A 1,095-nucleotide genomic window follows, 5' to 3' on the forward strand; every position below is an offset into this window, starting at 1 on the left:
AGGCACATGTCCCGTGTCTGCTCTTTTTTATGCTATAATTAAATTAGATATCATACTACACAGGGTAGGCACTTATGTGCTTGCCCTATTTTTGGCCTGAATTTTTTAATATCCTATTTACAACTATATAAAATAGGGTATTATAATATTGAGAAGTATGAAAGAGAGGTGCTTTTATGATAAACAGTAAATATAATATAGAAGATATTATTAATTGGTTTTTATCTAAAGAAAACATGACACCTAAAAAACTTCAAAAATTATTATATTATGCGTATGCATGGGATTTAGTATTTGAAAATGAAACTAAGCATGAGTTAAATACTCAATTATTTAATGAAGACTTTGAAGCTTGGGTACATGGTCCAGTTATACCAACGGTTTGGTCTAAATATAGAGAATATGGTTATCATGAAATTGATAAAATAAACGATGTATCTGATTTAAACCTAGATCCAGACACTATAGATACTTTGAATCAAGTTTGGGATGTTTATGGTGGATATAACGGAAATCAGTTAGAAAGTATAACTCATCAAGAAAATCCTTGGAAAAAAGCTAGGGAAAATTGTTTGCCACTTGATAGAAGTAATGAAAAAATTTCAAAAGAAGTTATTTTTGACTATTATGTGCAAAGGTTGAATTAGAAAGAATGGGACGTAAAAATAAAAAAGTCAAGAATCCAAAAAGTGCTAAAAGAAATTTGAAATCAGATGTAATTCCTGTTACAAATGTTGAGAAAGTTACATTTGATTTTTCATACAAAAACTGGTTGCAATCTATCACGATAAAAGGTAAAGATTTTACAAATAAATTATATAATGAAAAGCAATATTCTGAAATGATAACTACATTGTTTAGTAAATTAGTTCCATACATTCAAGAGCATTGGAAAGATATAAAAAGTAATAATGGTAAAAGTTATCAATACCGCCATTGTCATATCATTAAAGATGAACCCAAAAATCTTGTGCTAGAAATCGCTGAAAGTATTCATAAAAATCCAATTTTAGATGAAGAAGATGATTTCAAAATTTGGCAATTTGGAACAGTTCAAGGTGTTAGGTTAATTACTATATTTGACCATAATAATGA

2 protein-coding genes are annotated in these 1,095 nt (G+C 28.1%); both read left to right on the forward strand.

The features are described from left to right. The first annotated feature begins 176 nt into the window (after nt 1–176). Nucleotides 177–647 (forward strand): Panacea domain-containing protein, encoded by a 471-nt coding sequence (locus ACF91D_RS30545; RefSeq protein WP_119625542.1) that lies wholly within the window; start codon nt 177–179, stop codon nt 645–647. Between the two features lie 5 nt (nt 648–652). Continuing rightward, the coding region (locus ACF91D_RS30550; protein ID WP_392438500.1) for a hypothetical protein at nt 653–1,095 on the forward strand (443 nt) is incomplete at its 3' end.

It is taken from the genome of Staphylococcus sp. 231237_7MaSpsaltlick (assembly GCF_043107035.1).